Annotated in this window: 19 protein-coding genes; 17 read left to right on the top strand and 2 right to left on the bottom strand. The window is 62.3% G+C overall.

What is annotated here, in order from left to right; genetic code table 11:
- From AC1DWZ_RS21090 to thiL, 12 genes are all read left to right on the top strand, one after another.
- Window positions 1-537: ABC transporter ATP-binding protein (locus tag AC1DWZ_RS21090; RefSeq protein WP_477170921.1), on the top strand; the 537-nt coding region annotated here is incomplete at its 5' end.
- A gap of 1 nt (window position 538) precedes the next feature.
- Window positions 539-877, top strand: a complete 339-nt coding sequence (locus tag AC1DWZ_RS21095; RefSeq protein ID WP_477170922.1) for a DUF6867 family protein — start codon at window positions 539-541, stop codon at window positions 875-877.
- A gap of 163 nt (window positions 878-1,040) precedes the next feature.
- Window positions 1,041-2,177, top strand: coding sequence for a branched-chain amino acid ABC transporter substrate-binding protein (locus AC1DWZ_RS21100; RefSeq protein WP_477170923.1), 1,137 nt, complete (start codon window positions 1,041-1,043; stop codon window positions 2,175-2,177).
- Window positions 2,178-2,337: 160 nt separating this feature from the next.
- Window positions 2,338-3,537: a branched-chain amino acid ABC transporter substrate-binding protein gene (locus AC1DWZ_RS21105; RefSeq protein WP_477170924.1), complete on the top strand. Its 1,200-nt coding sequence runs from the start codon at window positions 2,338-2,340 to the stop codon at window positions 3,535-3,537.
- 136 nt (window positions 3,538-3,673) lie between these two features.
- Window positions 3,674-4,105 carry a ribose 5-phosphate isomerase B gene (rpiB, locus tag AC1DWZ_RS21110; protein ID WP_477170925.1) on the top strand — a complete coding sequence of 144 codons (432 nt, stop codon included), beginning with the start codon at window positions 3,674-3,676 and terminating at the stop codon, window positions 4,103-4,105.
- Between the two features lie 60 nt (window positions 4,106-4,165).
- The gene (gene glyA, locus AC1DWZ_RS21115; protein WP_477170926.1) at window positions 4,166-5,470 is read left to right on the top strand and encodes a serine hydroxymethyltransferase; all 1,305 of its coding nucleotides are present in this window, start codon (window positions 4,166-4,168) and stop codon (window positions 5,468-5,470) included.
- A gap of 28 nt (window positions 5,471-5,498) precedes the next feature.
- Window positions 5,499-5,957 (top strand): transcriptional regulator NrdR, encoded by a 459-nt coding sequence (nrdR, locus tag AC1DWZ_RS21120; protein ID WP_477170927.1) that lies wholly within the window; start codon window positions 5,499-5,501, stop codon window positions 5,955-5,957.
- The gene (gene ribD, locus AC1DWZ_RS21125) at window positions 5,941-7,068 is read left to right on the top strand and encodes a bifunctional diaminohydroxyphosphoribosylaminopyrimidine deaminase/5-amino-6-(5-phosphoribosylamino)uracil reductase RibD (RefSeq protein WP_477170928.1); all 1,128 of its coding nucleotides are present in this window, start codon (window positions 5,941-5,943) and stop codon (window positions 7,066-7,068) included. The genes nrdR and ribD overlap by 17 nt, the downstream gene beginning before the upstream one ends.
- Before the next feature lie 43 nt (window positions 7,069-7,111).
- Window positions 7,112-7,705, top strand: coding sequence for a riboflavin synthase (locus AC1DWZ_RS21130; RefSeq protein ID WP_477170929.1), 594 nt, complete (start codon window positions 7,112-7,114; stop codon window positions 7,703-7,705).
- A 69-nt stretch (window positions 7,706-7,774) separates the two neighbouring features.
- Window positions 7,775-8,230 (top strand): 6,7-dimethyl-8-ribityllumazine synthase, encoded by a 456-nt coding sequence (ribH, locus tag AC1DWZ_RS21135; protein ID WP_477170930.1) that lies wholly within the window; start codon window positions 7,775-7,777, stop codon window positions 8,228-8,230.
- Complete coding sequence (gene nusB / locus AC1DWZ_RS21140) at window positions 8,231-8,770, top strand: transcription antitermination factor NusB (protein ID WP_477170931.1); 540 nt, start codon at window positions 8,231-8,233, stop codon at window positions 8,768-8,770.
- On the top strand, window positions 8,751-9,740 hold the full coding sequence (thiL, locus tag AC1DWZ_RS21145) for a thiamine-phosphate kinase (RefSeq protein WP_477170932.1): 990 nt from the start codon (window positions 8,751-8,753) through the stop codon (window positions 9,738-9,740). Before nusB ends, thiL begins: the two co-directional genes overlap by 20 nt.
- A gap of 133 nt (window positions 9,741-9,873) precedes the next feature.
- Here the strand turns inward: thiL and AC1DWZ_RS21150 are convergent, their stop codons facing one another.
- Window positions 9,874-10,482 carry an HAD family hydrolase gene (locus tag AC1DWZ_RS21150; RefSeq protein ID WP_477170933.1) on the bottom strand — a complete coding sequence of 203 codons (609 nt, stop codon included), beginning with the start codon at window positions 10,480-10,482 and terminating at the stop codon, window positions 9,874-9,876.
- A 90-nt stretch (window positions 10,483-10,572) separates the two neighbouring features.
- Here AC1DWZ_RS21150 and AC1DWZ_RS21155 point away from each other — a divergent pair, with 90 nt between their 5' ends.
- The 4 genes from AC1DWZ_RS21155 to AC1DWZ_RS21170 all read left to right on the top strand — a co-directional run bounded on the left by AC1DWZ_RS21155 (window position 10,573) and on the right by AC1DWZ_RS21170 (window position 15,493).
- Window positions 10,573-11,013: a hypothetical protein gene (locus AC1DWZ_RS21155; protein WP_477170934.1), complete on the top strand. Its 441-nt coding sequence runs from the start codon at window positions 10,573-10,575 to the stop codon at window positions 11,011-11,013.
- Complete coding sequence (locus AC1DWZ_RS21160) at window positions 11,010-12,296, top strand: MFS transporter (protein ID WP_477170935.1); 1,287 nt, start codon at window positions 11,010-11,012, stop codon at window positions 12,294-12,296. The genes AC1DWZ_RS21155 and AC1DWZ_RS21160 overlap by 4 nt, the downstream gene beginning before the upstream one ends.
- A 104-nt stretch (window positions 12,297-12,400) precedes the next feature.
- Complete coding sequence (locus AC1DWZ_RS21165; protein ID WP_477170936.1) at window positions 12,401-13,180, top strand: methyltransferase domain-containing protein; 780 nt, start codon at window positions 12,401-12,403, stop codon at window positions 13,178-13,180.
- A 234-nt stretch (window positions 13,181-13,414) separates the two neighbouring features.
- A complete protein-coding gene (locus AC1DWZ_RS21170) occupies window positions 13,415-15,493 on the top strand; it encodes a sodium-translocating pyrophosphatase (RefSeq protein ID WP_477170937.1) in 2,079 nt (692 codons plus the stop codon).
- 138 nt (window positions 15,494-15,631) lie between these two features.
- On the opposite strand, the gene AC1DWZ_RS21175 is transcribed toward AC1DWZ_RS21170, so the two are convergent.
- Window positions 15,632-16,456 carry a MipA/OmpV family protein gene (locus tag AC1DWZ_RS21175; RefSeq protein ID WP_477170938.1) on the bottom strand — a complete coding sequence of 275 codons (825 nt, stop codon included), beginning with the start codon at window positions 16,454-16,456 and terminating at the stop codon, window positions 15,632-15,634.
- A gap of 134 nt (window positions 16,457-16,590) precedes the next feature.
- Here AC1DWZ_RS21175 and AC1DWZ_RS21180 point away from each other — a divergent pair, with 134 nt between their 5' ends.
- Window positions 16,591-17,289 (top strand): TetR/AcrR family transcriptional regulator, encoded by a 699-nt coding sequence (locus AC1DWZ_RS21180; protein WP_477170939.1) that lies wholly within the window; start codon window positions 16,591-16,593, stop codon window positions 17,287-17,289.
- The last annotated feature ends 29 nt before the right edge of the window (window positions 17,290-17,318 follow it).

The raw sequence follows: 17,318 nt of genomic DNA on the forward strand, positions 1-17,318 counted from the left end.
GGGGGGGGGGGGCGCGACATCGCGCAGATGCCGACATACGAGATCATGCGCCTTGGCATAGCCCAATCGCCGGAGGGGCGCCGCATCTTCCCGCGCATGACGGTGTTAGAAAATCTGCGCATGGGTGCCATCACGAGTGATGTGCAGTACTTCGATACCGATCTTGAGCGTGTGTTCACAATCTTCCCGCGCTTGAAGGAACGTGCAGGGCAGCGTGGCGGCACCTTGTCGGGCGGCGAACAGCAGATGCTGGCGATTGCGCGGGCCTTGATGAGCCGGCCGCGTCTGCTGCTGCTGGATGAGCCGTCGCTGGGCCTGGCACCGCTTATCGTCAAGCAGATCTTCAGCGTCATCCGCGAGATCAACGAGCAGCAGGGCATGACGGTGTTTCTGGTCGAGCAGAACGCCAACCACGCACTGAAGCTGGCCCATCGCGGCTATGTCATGGTCAACGGCACCATCACCTTGTCGGGGACAGGTGCCGAGCTCCTTAGCAATGCGGAAGTCCGGGCCGCCTATCTCGAAGGGGGGCACTGACATGCAGGACGTCCTGGTTTTTCTGTTCGTGACCGTCATCATATTCGGTGGCGCGTCATTCATGATGGGACAGGCCATTGCCGAAACATGGCGCCCTGTGTGGCAGAACATCGTTTATGGCCTCTTGCTGGTCGCCGCCGAGCGCTTCTTTGCCTGGGCGCTTTTCAAGGCGCCGCCAATCAATATCCCGGCGATCCTGCTGAACACCGTCGTCATCATCGGCTTTGCCTTGCTGGCCTACCGCCTGACCCAGGTGCGCAAGATGGTTGCTCAATATCCTTGGATTTATGAGCGTAACGGGCTGTTCAATTGGCGGGAAAAGGCCACAACCCAGGGTTAAGACCTAATAAGTCAGACAAACCACCGCTCGAAGACGGATCACGGAGTTTTGCAACCGGTTAGGATTGACCCGGCTGCAGTAAGGCGGGAAGATGCCGGCAGCTTAACCTGACGGCGGAAGACCGCAGGGGTAAGTGAAAACTCAGGCTTTATGCGAGGGATCTATGCTTAAGAACTTGATTGGCTCGACGGCGCTTGCCGCTGTTCTGGCTATCGGCGCGTTTGGCACCGTTTCGGTGGCCAAGGCGGACGACATCACCATCGCTGTCGCTGGTCCGATGACCGGTGAACTGGCCGCCTTCGGCGAACAGCTGAAGCGTGGTGCGGAAAAGGCGGTTGCCGACATCAATGCCAAGGGCGGTGTCCTCGGCAATCAGCTGAAGCTGGAAATCGGTGACGACCAGTGCGATCCGAAGCAGGCCGTCCAGGTTGCCAACGATCTGGTGAAGAAGGGCGTTGTCTTCGTCGCCGGTCACTTCTGCTCGGGTTCGTCGATCCCGGCATCGGCCGTCTATGCCGAAGAAGGCATCCTGCAGATGACCCCGGCTTCGACCAACCCGGCGTTGACTGAAGACGCCGCTGCCAAGGGCATCACCACCGTGTTCCGCACCTGCGGCCGCGACGACGCCCAGGGCGTCTTCGCTGGTCCGTGGCTGGCCAAGACCTACAGCGGCAAGAACGTCGCCATTCTCGACGACAAGTCGGCTTACGGTCAGGGCCTTGCCAATGAAACGGCGAAGAACTTTGAAGCTGCCGGTGGCAAGGTCGCTGTGCGCGACACCTACACCGCCAAGGAAAAGGACTTCTCGGCGCTCATCAGCAAGCTGAAGGACGCCAAGATCGACGCCGTCTACATCGGTGGTTACCACAATGACGTGGGCTTGATCGTCCGCCAGGCGCGTGAACAGGGCCTTGAGGCCGCTGTGATCTCGGCTGACGCGCTCAACACCGCGGAATTCTGGTCGATCTCCGGCCCGGCCGGTGAAGGCCTGCGCTATTCCGACGGCGCCTCGGCGGTCAATCTCGACTCCGCCAAGGACGTGGTTGCGGCGTTCCGCGCCGACAATTACGAGCCGGAAGGCTACACCTTGAACAGCTATGCCGCGATCCAGGCTTGGGCCGCTGCTGCGACCAAGGCGAACTCGACGGATGGTGCCAAGGTGGCCGAAGCGCTGCGCTCCGGTTCGATCCCGACGGCGATCGGCGATCTGACCTGGGACGCCAAGGGCGACCTGACCAAGGTCAACTACGCCTGGTACGTCTGGCACGATGGCAAAGCCATCCAAGAGCCGCTGAACTAAGCCTTTCGGTTCTTCGGAACCAAAGGAAGAAGCCCGGGCCTCGGCCCGGGCTTTTTTTATGCCACGGCTTTGCATTCCGTTTTGTGCGTGTGCGAGGTGCTTGCATCCGGTGCCTGCGCTGCGTAATCGTTGCGCCAGAAGAAGTCTCGTTGGGGGTAATGTGTTGAAGGTGCGCTGGAGCTTTGCCCACCATCTCCTGGTGGCCCTGTTGCTGGCCGGCTGTTCCAGCAGCCCTGTCGATCCCGCGATCCTCAAGGCTGCCCAGGAACGCGCCGCGGCAAGCGCAGCTGCGGCACGCAAGGCAGCGGAAGAGGATAATCGCATCATCATCGGCGTTGCCGGACCGATGACGGGCGAGCTTCAGATCTTTGGCGAGCAGTTGCACCATGGTGCCGAGATGGCGGTTGCCGACATCAACGCCAAGGGCGGCGTCATGGGCCGGACCCTCCAGCTTGAGGTGGCGAATGACGAATGCGGCGTGGAGCGTGCTGACGATGCTGCGCACGATCTGGTCGAAAAAGGCGTGGTCTTTGTCGACGGCCATTTCTGTTCCGGCTCGTCGATCCGCGGGTCCAAAATCTACGCGCCTGCCGATGTGTTACAGATCACGCCATCTTCCACCAACGCGCTGCTCACCGACAACGCGGCCAGAAACAAGGTGACGACGATGCTGCGTGTTGTCGGCCGCGACGACATGCAGGCTGATATCGCTGCCGACTATTTGCTGAAGACCTATGCCGGTGAACCCATCGCCGTGCTTAGCGATAGCGGCCTTTATGGCAAGGGCATTGCCGCCCGCCTGCTGGCACGCCTTGAGGAAAAGGGCGTGAAGCCGGCCATCGCCGGCGCCTTCTCGCAGGGGCAGTCCAGCTATGCCAATCTCATTGCCAAGATGAAGGAAGTCCGCCCGAAGGCGATCTATGTCGCTGCCTATCGCGACGATATCGGCCGGCTGACCTGGGCCATCCGGACCGCGCGCCTGGATACGGAAGTGATCGGCCCGGATGACCTCAACAATCCGGAGTTCTGGACCTATTCCCGGGGGAGCGGGACCGGGGTCCGTTTCAGCGACGCGCTCCCTGCGGTCGACAGGCCGGACGCTGCCGACGTGGTGGCGCGGTCGCGTGCGCAGGGCGTCGACCCGGTCGGCTACACGCTCAACGCCTACGCCGCAATTCAGGTTTTTGCCGCCGCCGCCGAGGCGACGAAGGGGACGGATGCCCAGGCGATCGGCGCCTACCTGCGCCAGAACAGCGTCAAAACCATCCTGGGTGACCTCAGCTGGGACGAGAAGGGCGACCTCACCCACGCCGACTATATCTGGTATGTCTGGCGCGACGGCCAGCCCTGGCGGGAATAGCCGGCTCTATCGCAGAATTCAGCATAGTTTGTGGTTGGCGCGGACCCCGGCCCGGCTATATGGTGGGCCCGCCTGAACCCGCCGTGCCCGGCGGGTTTGGGCATCTTGCATATTGGGCCGGGTGAGACGCCAAGATATGGCTGAGAAGATCGCAATTGCCAGTGACCATGCTGGGTTTGAGCTGAAAACTCAATTGAAGCAGGAGCTTGAACGGCTCGGCTTCGAGCCCTTGGACCTTGGCGCCGATGGCCCGGCCTCGGTCGACTATCCGGATTTTGCCGTGAAGATGGCGCAGGCCCTGAAAGCAGGCGATGCGACACGCGGTGTCCTGGTGTGCGGGTCGGGCATCGGCATCTCGATCGCCGCCAACCGCCATCCCCACGTCCGGGCGGCCCTTTGCCATGATCATCTGACGGCCAAGCTCTCGCGGCTGCATAACAATGCCAACGTGCTGTGCCTGGGCGGCCGGACCACCGGTCCGGATGTCGCTCGGGACTGTTTGCAGGTGTTTCTTGGGACAGAATTCGAAGGCGGCCGTCACCAAAATCGCGTCGCCAAGCTGGGATAATGCTTGGGAAAGCCGGTTGCTTTTTGAGGCGCCAGGCGATGGCCAGGAAAGGTTAAGAGAATGAACAAAGACACCAACAATTATAAGCCGATGCCGGGCTTCTTCGACAAGCCGCTGGCTGACCAGGACGCGGCCATTTTCGACGCGATCGGCAAGGAATTTCATCGCCAGCAGGATCAGATCGAGCTGATCGCTTCGGAGAACATCGTCTCCCGCGCGGTGCTTGAGGCGCAAGGGTCGGTCCTCACCAACAAGTACGCCGAAGGTTATCCGGCGAAGCGCTATTACGGCGGCTGCGAATATGTCGATATCGCCGAAGCTCTCGCGATCGACCGCGCCAAGAAGCTGTTCAACTGCAAATACGCCAACGTCCAGCCGCATTCGGGCGCTCAGGCCAACCAGGGTGCCTTCATGGCGCTCCTGCAGCCGGGCGACACCTTCATGGGCCTCAATCTCGCGGCCGGCGGTCACTTGACCCACGGTTCGCCCGCCAACCAGTCGGGCAAGTGGTTCAAGGTCGTGTCTTACACGGTCGATCCCGCGACCCTGCGCATCGACATGGATGAAGTCGAACGCCTGGCCCTGGAATCCAAGCCCAAGCTGATCCTCGCCGGCGGTTCGGCCTATCCGCGCTTCTGGGATTTTGCGCGCTTCCGCAAGATCGCCGATGCAATCGGCGCGGTGTTCATGGTCGATATGGCGCATTTCGCCGGTCTCGTGGCCGCAGGGCTGCATCCCAGCCCGTTCCCGCATGCCCATGTCGTTACCACCACGACACACAAGACACTGCGCGGTCCGCGCGGCGGCATGATCCTCGCCGACGACGAGGAATTGGGTAAGAAGATCAACTCGGCCATCTTCCCGGGCCTGCAGGGCGGTCCGCTGATGCATGTCATCGCCGCAAAGGCCGTGGCCTTTGGCGAAGCGCTGAAGCCCGAGTTCAAGGTCTATGCCCAGCAGGTCATCGACAATGCCAAGGTGCTGGCCGAAACCGTCATCGAAGGCGGCTTTGCCGTCACCACCGGCGGCACCGACAATCATCTGATGCTGGTCGACCTGCGGCCCAAGAAGCTCACCGGCAAGGCCGCCGAGATCACGCTCGACCATGCCGGCATCACCTGCAACAAGAACGGCATTCCCTACGACACCGAAAAGCCGATGATCACCTCGGGTATCCGCCTGGGTACGCCGGCGGGGACGACGCGCGGTTTCGGCACCGGGGAATTCCGCCTGATTGGTAAACTGATCTGCCGCGTGCTGGATGGGCTCGCGGCGCATCCCGATGACAATTCGGCGACGGAAGCTGCCGTGCGCAAGGAAGTTCAAGCCTTGTGCCGCAAGTTCCCGATCTATCCGAACCGATAGTCGGGGTTAAGAGGGGAAGAGGGGAAATATGCGCTGCCCGTTCTGCGGCAATGAAGACACCCAGGTGAAGGATTCGCGGCCGACCGACGATAACGCCGCGATCCGCCGCCGGCGCCAGTGTGGCAATTGTGGCGCCCGGTTCACGACCTTCGAGCGCGTGCAGCTGCGCGAGCTTGTGGTGGTGAAAAGCAATGGGCAGCGCGAACCCTTCGAGCGCGACAAGTTGATGCGCTCGATGCAGACCTCGCTCAGGAAGCGCCCGGTGGACGCCGAGCGCTTGGAGCGGGTCGTCAATGGCATCGTTCGCCGGCTTGAGAGCTCCGGCGAAAGCGAAGTGCCGACCTCGATGATCGGCGAAGCCGTTATGGATGCGCTGGCCAGCCTCGACAAGGTGGCCTATGTGCGCTTTGCCTCGGTCTATCGCAATTTCCGCGAAGCCAAGGATTTCGAGACCTTCATCGGCAAGCTCGGTGGCGAGAACGACTAGCGTTCTCAGCGATAGCGACCGCGCCCATATGGGGGCGGCGCTGGGCCTGGCCCGTCGCGGGCTCGGCCGCACTTGGCCCAACCCCAGCGTCGGCTGCGTCATCGTCGGCGCCGACGGCCGCGTCGTGGGGCGCGGCTTCACCCAGCCGGGTGGCAGGCCCCATGCCGAGGCCGAGGCGCTGGCGCAGGCCGGAGCCGGTGCGCGCGGTGCTACCGCCTATGTCACGCTGGAACCTTGTGCTCATCATGGCAAGACACCGCCCTGTGCCGACGCCCTGGTGGCGGCCGGCATCAAGCGCTGCGTTATTGCGACTGGCGATCCCGACCCGCGGGTCGCGGGTGGCGGCACCGCCATCCTGAAAGCCGCCGGCATCGAGATCCTGGAAGGTGTCCTGGAAGAGGAGGCCGTCGAACTCAATGCCGGCTTCTTCGCCCGCCTGGCTCTTGGCCGCCCGCTTGTCACGCTGAAGCTTGCAACCTCGCTTGATGGCAAGATCGCCACCCTGTCGGGGGAGAGCAAATGGATCACGGGGCATGCCGCGAGGAGCGTCGGCCATCAGTTGCGTGCCACCCATGACGCCATCCTGGTGGGGTCGGGCACGGCCCTCGCAGACGACCCGGAACTGACCTGTCGCTTGCCTGGACTGGAGGCGCGTTCGCCCGTCCGGATCGTTCTCGACAGTCGCCTCCGGCTGCCGCTGACCGCCAAGCTGCTCACCAACCAGGCCCGCCATCCGACCTGGCTGGTGACTGGGGCCGACCATGCGCCGGCTCGGCTGACTCCTTACCGGGAGGCCGGCGTCACCCTCATCCAGCTGCCGACGGGTACGTCCGGGCGGGTGGATCTGGCCGCCGTGCTGCGGGCGCTGGGGGAGCGAGGCCTCACCCGACTGCTGGTCGAAGGTGGTGCCAATCTGGCGACCAGTCTGTTGGCCAGCGACCTCGTCGACCGCCTTGCCTGGTTCCAGGCGCCTCTCGTGATCGGCGATGACGGCATGGCTGGTATCGGTGAGCTGGGGAGGGGGCAGCTTGACCGGATCCAGCGTTTTGCGCTTCTGTCCGACCAGCGCATAGGCTCCGACGGGCTCGCCCTCTACCGCAAACCGGCTTGAGGGCGAACTTTCGTTTTGGGCGATAAGATACGGATCATAAAAGATGTTTACAGGAATTGTGACGGACCTCGGCACCGTCCGGGCATTGCGGCCGGGTGCCGTGACGCGGCTCGAAATCGCCACCGCTTATGACACCAACAACATCGCCCTGGGGGCGTCGGTCGCCTGCAATGGCTGCTGCCTCAGCGTGGTGGAAAAAGGTGCCGGTTGGCTGGCTTTCGAGGCTGCGCAGGAGACATTGAACGTCACCACGTTGAAGGACTGGCAGCTCGGCAGCCGCATCAATCTCGAACGCCCCACCAAGGTCGGCGATGAACTCGGCGGTCATATCGTGGCTGGCCATGTTGACGGAATCGGCACGGTGGCGATCGCCGCGGAAGATCAGGGCAGCCTGAGGTTGACCGTGGAAGCTCCTGAAAATTTGGCAAAATATATCGCGTCCAAGGGTTCGGTTACGATCGACGGCGTGTCCCTGACGGTCAACGAAGTGGCTGGCCGGCGCTTCGGCGTCTGCCTCATTCCAATCACCCGCGAGGCCACCAATCTGGGCAAGGCCGTGGTCGGCCAGCGGGTCAATCTCGAGATCGACCTCATCGCGCGTTATGTCGCACGGCTCCTGGGGCAAGACGGAAACTAAAGCGACCCTCGACCTGACCGGCCTAAGCCGCTAAGAAGGCGCCAACAATCCCTTCAGAGTTTAGGAATTATGACCGCTAAGCCACATATCATGGTCGTCGAGGCTCGCTTCTATGAGGACCTCTCGGACGCCCTCTGGGAGGGCGCGGAGCGCGCCCTAACCACGGTTGGCGCCACATATGAGCGCTTCACCGTTCCGGGTGCCCTGGAAATTCCGGCTGTCATCCGCTTGGCGCATCTCGCGGCCGAGGCCGGCCAGATGAAGAAGCCCTTCGACGGTTTCGTGGCACTGGGCTGTGTCATCCGCGGCGAGACCACCCACTATGAGACTGTCTGCAACGAGAGCGCCCGGGGCCTCATGACACTTGCGACCGATTTCGGCCTTTGCATCGGCAACGGGATCCTCACCTGCGAGAATGACGAGCAGGCCTGGGTCCGAGCCAAGGCCAACGAGCTCGACAAGGGCGGCGGGGCGGCTCTCGCCGCCTTGAGCCTGATCGCCGCGCGCAAGCAGCTGGTGTCGTAAATGGCTGAGGATAAAACTCTTTCCGCCAAGGAACGCAGCCAGCAACTGGCGCTGGAACGCCGTGCCGCCCGCCTTGCGGCCGTGCAGGCGCTCTATCAGTGGGAGCAGACCGGCACCAAGCCGGACACGATCATCACCGAATTCGGCGTCCACCGCATCGCCCGGCGCAAGCAGGAAGGCGAGGACGCGGAGCTGCCGCCGGCCGACCGCAAGCTGTTCGCTGAGCTGGTCCGCGGCGTTGCGGCCAGTGTCTCGGAACTCGACGATATGCTCTCGGCCGTCATCTCCGATGAGTGGCGCGTCGAACGGCTGGAATCGATCCTGCGCGCCATCATGCGCTGCGGTGCCTTTGAACTCGCCCATCGCCAGGACGTGCCGCCCAAGGTCGTCATCAGCGAATATGTTGCCGTGGCCGACGCGTTCTTCGGCGAAAAGGAAACCGGCATGACCAACGGTGTCCTCGACAAGCTGGCGCAGTCCCTGCGGCCGGGCGAACTGGGCGGGAAGGGCGAGGGGCGCGGTGGCAAAACTGGCGGGTGAGTTCGACCTCATCGCGCGCTATTTCGCTCCGCTTGCCGCCAGCATGCCAGGCGCGCTGGGGCTCCAGGACGATGCCTGCACCTACGCCCCACCTCCGGGCCATGAACTGGTCCTGACGGTCGATGCCCTCGTGGCCGGCGTCCATTTCCTCCCCGACGACCCGGCCGACCTGGTTGCGCGCAAGATGCTGCGGGTCAATCTCTCGGATCTGGCCGCCAAGGGCGCCACACCTGTCGGCTACCTGATGGCGACTGCTTTCTCCCCCGAGATCGATGAAAAATGGGTGGCGGATTTCGCGCGTGGCCTTGCCGCCGACCAGCAGGAATTCGGGATCGGCCTGATGGGCGGCGACACCGTGGCGACGCCCGGGCCTCTGAGCCTGTCTCTCACCGCCATCGGTACGGTCCCCACCGGCCGCGCCATCCGGCGCAATGGCGCCAAGCCCGGCGATGTCATCCTCGTTTCCGGATCGATCGGCGACGGGGCGCTGGGCCTCAAGGTGCTGCGCCACGAATTTCTGGGCCAGCCCGAAGCCGACCGGCGCTATTTGAGCGGCCGCTATCATCTGCCGCAACCACGCGTGGCGCTGGGCCAGGCTCTTCTGAAGACCGGTCATGTCCACGCTATGATGGACGTCTCCGATGGCCTGGTGGCCGACCTCGCGCATATCGCCGAGGCGTCGCAGGTGGGTGCCATCCTGCGGGCGACCGACGTGCCGATCTCGGAACCAGCCGCCGCCATCCTCGCCGACGAAACCGACCTGCTGCCGCTGCTCCTCACCGGGGGCGATGACTATGAGCTGCTGCTGACGGCAGCACCCGAATCTGTTGCCGATCTGCTGGGCCTCGCTGCCGAACTCGACCTGCCCTTGACCGCGATCGGCGAGATCGTGGCGGGCAAGGGGGTCTCCGTCATCGACCGCGATGGTGCGGCGCTCGAGATCGGCAGCAGCGGGTTCAAGCATTTCTGATTTCGCTTTTGCCGTCATGCCCGGGCTTGACCCGGGCATCAGTCTGCACGTGACGGGCCCTGCCCAGTCGCACGAGATCCCCGGGTCAAGCCCGGGGATGACGGTAGAGCAGATGGCGGAAGATGGTCTGCGTTCAAACCCCCAACCCCAACCCGCGCAGTTCGTCCAACGCAGTCCCGTCATTGCGGAAATGCACGGCCTTGATGCCGAGTGCCCGCGCTGCTTCGATATTGGCGTGGTTGTCGTCGATGAAGGCGCAGCGGTCTGGCGGCAGGGCGATCTTTCCCAGGAGATGCTGATAGATCTCCGGCTCCGGCTTGATCATGCGCAGATGGCCGGAGACGGCCACATATTTCATCTCCTTCACGAAGGGCAGGTGACGGCTGCCGGTTTCATAGGTCTCGGCCGACCAGTTGGTGAGGCCGTAGGCCGGGACGCCCGCGGCTAGGACCCTTGCCAGAATGTCATGACCCTCGGCGACCGGCCCTGACACCATCTCGTCCCAGCGTTCATGAAAGGCGCGGATGAGCGGCGCGTGCTGCGGATGCTCAGCACTCAGGATGGCGATCGCCTCCGCCCAGCTCCGCCCGCGATCCTGCTCCAGATTCCAGGCCGGGCTGCAGACGTCGCGCAGGAAAGCCTTGCGTTCGGCGGCGTCGGGAATGAGCTGGCGGTAGAGGTTTTCCGGGTCCCAGCCCACCAGAACATTGCCGAAGTCAAAGATGACAGCGCCTATGGTCATGAAAATCCTCTGCTTTTGGGGAATCACGGGGTTCGTGTAGAGTGACGGCCGACTGTTGCAAAAGCAATCCTGCCTGACGCCAAAGGGTGCATGAAGAAGCTCCTCCTTATTCTCGTCGTTCTTATCCTGCTGGGTGGAGGTGCCGCCGCGGCGTGGTGGTTCTTCCTGCGCACGCCGGAAGACGGCGCCCCCGTGGTTGAGGAAGCGCCGCCACCGGTCCTCAGCCAGGTCGATTTACCGCTGACCTCGATCTCGATTATCAAGAACAACAAATCCGCGCAGCGCGTCGACTTCCTGATCACGGTGGTATTCGACGATCCGGAAAAGCAGAAAACAGTGACCGACCGCATGCCGCTGCTGACCGACGGGATCCTGACCGAGCTTCATGGCCTGCTGCCGCGCAAGATGGTGGAGCAGGGCGGCTTCGACCGGACCTATCTTGAAGCACGGCTGACCAAGATGGCGGAAGCCAAGTTTGGCCCCGGCATGATCCACCAGATCTATATCAAGGACATGCAGGTCTATAAATGACCGCGCCCGTTATGTCGTTGCCCGTGGTGAGCGCCCACCGTGCTGTCTTCGTCCTCGCCATCGCGCAGGCGACGGCGATGATCGGCAACTCGATCATGATCCTGACGTCGGCGCTCACCGGCCAGATGCTGGCGCCCGATACTGGGCAGGCGACATTACCGCTTGCCTGCCAATTCATTGCCACCATGCTGACAACCTTTCCAGCCTCCTTCCTGATGAAGCGGGTCGGCCGCAAGCGTGGCTTCATGATTGGCGCGCTCATCGGCATTGTCGGTGGCCTGATCATGGCAGCAGCCACCTATGTCGGCAGCTTCTGGCTGTTCGCCTTTGGCAACGCGATCTTCGGCATTTCAGCTGCCTTCACCCTGTTCTATCGCTTTGCCGCGGCTGAAGCGGCCGACGATGCGTTCCGGCCCAAGGCCATCTCGCTCGTCATGGCCGGTGGCATCATTGCCGCGTTGTTGGCCAAGCCGCTGGCTATATTTGGGCAGGACCTCCTTTTGCCGCATCTTTTTGCCGGCGGCTTTCTGTTCATCGTCATTCTCTCGGTCATCGTCGTCCTCATGCTGCTGCCGTTGGATTTGCCGCAGGTTGCCGGCACGAAACCCAGCGATGTCCAGGTGCCGGCGCGCCGGCTGGCCGAGATCGTCCTGCAGCCGCGTGCCTTGTCCGCCATTGTCGCAGCGACACTGGGATATGGGGTCATGTCTTTCATCATGACAGCGACACCGCTGGCGATGAAATTCTGTGGGTTTGTATTGGGATCAGGGCCGGACAACGTCATCGATTTCGATCTCGGCTTTGGTGCGGCCGCGCTGCATTTTCGTTTTATCTCGGGCATCGGCGATGTCATTCAATGGCATGTGCTGGCGATGTTCGCGCCGAGCTTCGTGACCGGCCATATCATCCGCCGTTTTGGCGAGTACCGCGTGATGGCCACAGGCGTTCTATGCTATGCAGCCAGCATCGCCATCGGCATGAACGGTGTTGCCATCGATCATTTCTGGCTGGCGTTGCTCCTGCTCGGCCTGGGTTGGAACTTCCTCTATGTCGCCGGGACCAGCCAGCTGACCAAATGCTACCACCCCTCGGAACGTGCCAAGATCCAGGCCTTCAATGATTGCATGATCTTTTCCGGGGTGGCGCTATGCTCCTATATCGCCGGCACGGTCGAGCAGGCCTTCGGTTGGGACTGGGTCTTGCGCGGTGCCATGGTGCCCGTTGCCCTCATCGCCATGTCGCTCATGTTCGGTTGGCGGCGGGAACGTCTGTTGGCTTCCTAATTTTCGTCATCCCCGGGCTTGATCCGGGGATCCACTGTAGCCGTCGATCGCGTGGATGCCCGGGTCAAGCCCGGAGACGACGAAGAAGAGGGGAGGGATAAGAAATGACCGACGCATCGGAAGAATATGACGGTCGCATGCTGACCCTCCTGCAGATGATTTGGGGCGAGGGCTATCTGTCACCTGGTGGTCCGCAGGCGGTGCGCGAGATCGCCGGTGGCCTTGATCTTGGGCGAAAGCATGTGTTGGATATCGGCTGTGGTTTGGGCGGTCTCGATCAGGTGCTTCTCGCGCTAGGAGCGCAGCACGTCACCGGCATTGACGTCTCTGCCGGGATTGTTGAGCGTGCCCAGGAGCGTATCCGCCGTTCCGGCCTGGGTAACAAGATCGACATTCAACTGGTGGCACCAGGCCCGCTTCCCTTCAAGGATGAAAGCTTCGATGTGGTGTTCGGCAAGGATGCCTGGCTGCACATCCCGGACAAGGCGGCGCATTTTGCCGAAATTCGCCGTGTGCTGAAGCCGGGTGGCCGCATCGCTGCGGGCGACTGGATGAAAGCGCCCGGCGCCTACAGCCGCGACATGGATTATTTCTTCGAGATGGAAGGGCTCACCTATCATCTCGTGACGTTGGCGGAATATGGCGAACTGTTGCACAGTGCCGGCTTCATCGACATCAGGCTCGCCGATATCACCGACCGCTACCGCGTCGAGGCCCATGAGGAACTGGCCCGCATGCAGGGCGAATTGGCCCCGATGATGCTGGCCGAAATGGGCGCGGCGGATAACGCGCATTTTGTCGAGGATTGGCGCTCTCTCACCGTGGTGCTGGACAAGGGCGAATTGCGGCCGGCGCAAATCTGGGCGACCAGGCCGGCCATTTGAGTTTTTGGTGCGGCGCAGCATTTGCCGCCGACTCGGAATGATTCCATGCAATCAGCGGATTGGCGAACAGCGTGCCGACCGCCACCCGGGTCGGTTAGTTGCAACAGCATGCCGATTCCTTTATGTTCCGGCCACTTTTAATGATTGCCGCAGGTGACTTTGAGCGCCTCCCCAGGCGTTCGATCGACCCCAAGCGGCGACACGCCAACTCAATTCTGAATAGGGGATACAAGAATGGATTCGTGGCTTTGGGGAGTAATCGCCTGCGGCGTCTTCGCGCTGCTCTACGGCATCTGGGCGACCAGATCCGTCCTGGCGGAGAGTGCCGGCAATGCGCGCATGCAGGAAATCGCGGCGGCGATTCAAGAGGGTGCCAACGCCTATCTGAACAAGCAATATACCGCGATCGCCATCGTCGGCGTCGTCGTGACGGTCGTCCTTGCCATCTTCATGTCGAGCTATTTGTCGGCCGTGGGCTTCGTCATCGGCGCGGTGCTTTCCGGCATCACCGGCTATATCGGCATGAACGTCTCGGTCCGCGCCAATGTGCGCACGGCTGAGGCAGCCCGCCGTGGCATGGGTCCGGCGCTTGCCGTCGCAGCCAAGTCGGGCGGCATCACCGGCATGCTGGTGGTCGGTCTCGGCTTGCTCGGTGTCGCCGGCTATTACGGCATCCTCAAGAATATGGGTATCGAAGAGCGTCCCTTGCTCGAAGCTCTTGTCGGCCTCTCCTTCGGTGCCTCGCTGATTTCGATCTTCGCGCGCTTGGGCGGCGGTATCTTCACGAAGGGCGCCGATGTCGGCGCAGACCTCGTCGGCAAGATCGAAGCCGGTATTCCGGAAGATGATCCCCGCAACCCCGCCGTCATCGCCGACAATGTCGGCGACAATGTCGGCGATTGCGCCGGCATGGCCGCTGATCTTTTTGAGACCTTCGCGGTGACCGTGGTTGCCACCATGCTGCTGGCCTCGATCTTCTTCACCGGCCCGATGAAGGAAACCCTGGTGCTGCTGCCGCTGCTCATCTGCGGTGCCAGCGTCATCGGTTCGGTCATCGGCATGTTCGCCATCAAACTGGGCGCCAGCCAGAACATCATGGGCGCGCTCTATAAAGGCCTCATCACCGCCAGCATCATTTCGATCGTCATCATTGCCGGACTGATCTCGTATCTGTTCGGCTTCGGTGCCATCGAAGGGGCGACGCTGACCGGCGGCGACATCTTCTGGTGCGCTGTCATCGGCCTTGCGGTCACGGGTCTCCTGGTCTGGATCACCGAATACTACACCTCGACGGCCTACCGTCCGGTGCGGTCGGTGGCGCAGGCCTCGACCACGGGCCATGCCACCAACATCATCCAGGGCCTTGCGGTTTCCATGGAGGCCTGTGCGCTTCCGGTGCTGGTGATCTCGGCGGCCATCGTCGCGGCCTTCAGCTTCGGCGGTCTCTACGGCATCGCCATCTCCGCCACCACCATGTTGTCGCTGGCCGGCATCGTCGTAGCGCTCGATGCCTACGGCCCGGTCACTGACAACGCTGGCGGTATCGCGGAAATGTCCGAGCTGCCGCCGGAAGTGCGCAAGGTGACGGACGCGTTGGATGCGGTCGGCAACACCACCAAGGCTGTCACCAAGGGCTATGCCATCGGGTCGGCAGCGCTTGCGGCCCTGGTGCTGTTCGCGGCCTATACCGAGGATCTGAAGCACTACTTCCCGCAGCTCATCGACCAGATCAAGTTTGAGCTCAATAACCCCTATGTCGTCATCGGCCTGTTCATTGGCGGCGCCTTGCCGTTCATGTTCGCTTCCATGGGCATGATGGCGGTGGGTCGTGCGGCGGCCTCGGTCGTCGTCGAAGTGCGCCGTCAGTTCAAGGAAATCCCGGGCATCATGGAAGGCACAGCCAAGCCGGAATATGGCAAGGCGGTCGCCATGCTGACCACCGCGGCGATCAAGGAGATGATCATCCCCTCGCTGCTGCCGGTGGCGGCACCGATCGTGCTCTACTTCGTGGTGACGCTGGTTTCCTCGCAGGCTGAAGGCTTCATCGCCCTCGGCGCCATGCTGCTGGGCACGATCGTCACGGGCCTCTTCGTCGCCATCCAGATGACCTCTGGCGGTGGTGCCTGGGACAATGCCAAGAAGTACATTGAAGACGGCCATCACGGCGGCAAGGGCTCCGACGCCCACAAGGCCGCAGTGACCGGTGACACGGTCGGCGATCCCTACAAGGACACCGCCGGTCCCGCCGTCAACCCGATGATCAAGATCACCAACATCGTGGCCTTGCTCCTGCTGGCAGCACTCGCCGGCTAAGCAGAGCGATCATCGTTGAAACGGAAACCCCGGCCGAGGAATTGGCCGGGGTTTTTGTTTGGCCTGAAGAGGAGGTCTCGGGGTGCGGTCGCCGGCAACGCCTGATCCGATGAACGGCGCGGGAGCCCAAGTGACCTCTCAGAAGTTGAAGACAATGCCGACAGCAACGACGCCCTGTGTCGCACTCCCTGCATCGTCGACGATCGGGCTATCGGCAGCATCGCCCACCAGTTGCGTGATTTTCGCATTTCCTGTGATGGCCCAATGCTCCGTCATCATATACGTCGCATTGACGGAGAGGCCGAGATCCTTGATGCCACCGTCGGCATCATAGGTTGGCAAGCCGCTTCGCAGAGCGTTGTCGGCATCGATGCCAAAATAGGTTTCGTTGTACCTGTCGCTGGCATAGGTAGCGGAGGCATTGAAGCCGAGCCGCAGGCTGTCCCAAGGCGAAAAACTATAGGATGGTCCGAACGTGATGACCGTTCCGTCACGATCGCTGCCAATGCCACCCAGAACTTCAACATCGAAGCCTAGCTGGTCGCTCTCATCCAGCACCGCATTGGTATAGATCTTGGCAAATCCGCCCACAGCAAAGGTGCCGTCAACGTCTCGCAAGGCGTCGACGTCATCATTCTTCACATCGTCGCGGCCGAAGCGATAGGCAAGAGACGGACCAAGCTCGAGGCCAAAGGGAAACACACCTGCCGGCATCACGTTGGCGCGGAGCTTGGATCCACGCGCCTCGACATAATATTCGTCGTAGGCCAGCTTGCCGGCGGCGAAGGGTGCAGCCTGGTAGTCTTCGGAGCCTTCATAATCCGGCACCATAGCGCCGCCCAGGGTGAGGTAGCCGCTGAAGCCCTTTGTGTCCTCAGCCTGCGCTGGCGAAATCGCAAGAAACGCGACGAGTCCTGCAAGCAATGTCGCGCCAGCCCGCAGTGCAGATGGAGTTGATGTCACTTTTCTCTCCTTGAATGGTGGCGCCTCTCGGCTTGGCCTTTGATGGCGCCACCTTATCTTTCAAAATATTAGAACGCAACCGTATCGTTCTATTTATTTTCACCGCCCCCGAAATCCTGTGCTAAACACGAGTCATGACGCCGAGAAAGACACCGCCTCTTAAAGAATCCGGTCGCGAATCCAGCCGCGCGAAGCGTCCCTATGGCGGCCGACCGTCGCTGGAGGAGGCTGAACAGCTGCACGGCCGCATTCTCGATGCCGCCGCCGAACTGTTCACAAAAAACGGTTATGGCGAGACCAGCATCGAAGCCATCGCCACCCATGCCGGTATCGGAAAACTGACGCTCTACCGCCGCTTTGCGGACAAGGACGCGTTGTTTCAGGCTGTGGTGATTCGCATGGCCGACCAAGCCCGCGCGGCCCTGGCGAAGGTCGGCGAGAGTGAGGGGAGTCTGTCCGATGTCCTCACGGCCACCGGAAGGCAGCTGCTGGGCATCGTTCTGTCGCCGCAGTCGATCGCCTTTCACCGCATTCTGTTCGCTGAAGCGGCGCGGTTGTCTGAGCTCCGCGCACGCGTCTCCCAATACGGCGCGTCCGAGAATGAGGATTCAATCCGCCTCCTCTTTCGCCGCCTGGCGGACCGCGGCATGGTGCAGAGCGAGGACGTCGCCTTTCTCGACCAGCAATTCGTTCAGGCGATCATAGGCAGGCCGCTCAGGAATGCCCTGCTCGGGGCGCCGTCGATGAGCGCGCGCGCGCAGGATGAGCATGTCTGCAAAGCTGTGGCGCTGTTTCTGCACGGCATGGCCATATCGTCACCACGCTCAAAATAATCGCGGCTCACCGGCCCAGTCTTCAAAGC

The sequence above is a fragment of the Dongia sp. P2_B8 genome (assembly GCF_056404715.1).